This window comes from Mesorhizobium sp. GbtcB19, from assembly GCF_019091085.1.
GTDB lineage: Bacteria > Pseudomonadota > Alphaproteobacteria > Rhizobiales > Rhizobiaceae > Mesorhizobium.
The window spans coordinates 1-451 of record NZ_JAGXJY010000118.1 but is presented as its reverse complement, the minus strand read 5'-3'; the positions used below and the strand labels follow the sequence as shown (position 1 = coordinate 451).

Sequence of the window (451 nt, the reverse complement as noted above, 5' to 3'; positions counted from 1 at the left end):
CGTCGCCATTGGCGTCGGTGTATTTGGTGCCCGAGATCGAGAACTTCACGAAGTTGGCGAAGTCCTCGCCGGTGGTGTTGTTGCCGCTGGTGGCCGCGACGATGTAGCCGTTGTTGCCCAGCGTCTGGATGTCGCCGTTCGGCAGCACCTCCTTGACGACATAGGTCTGGCCGCCGGTAAGCGGGCCGAGATTGTCGAAGTGGTAGCTGCCGTCGGCCGCCGTCTGGACGGAGGCGATCGGATTGACCAGGTCGCCGCTGGCATAGAGGTTGATGGTGATGCCGCCAAGGCCGACATCGCCCGCCGTGCTGCCGTCGCCATTGGCGTCGGTGTATTTGGTGCCCGAGATCGAGAACTTCACGAAGTTGGCGAAGTCCTCGCCGGTGGTGTTGTTGCCGCTGGTGGCCGCGACGATGTAGCCGTTGTTGCCCAGCGTCTGGATGTCGCCGTT

1 protein-coding gene is annotated in these 451 nt (G+C 63.2%); it reads right to left on the bottom strand.

What is annotated here, in order from left to right; translation table 11 throughout:
- Nucleotides 1-451, bottom strand: a 451-nt coding sequence (locus KVT37_RS31865; RefSeq protein WP_217578974.1) for an SdrD B-like domain-containing protein, incomplete at both ends; no start/stop codon positions are given.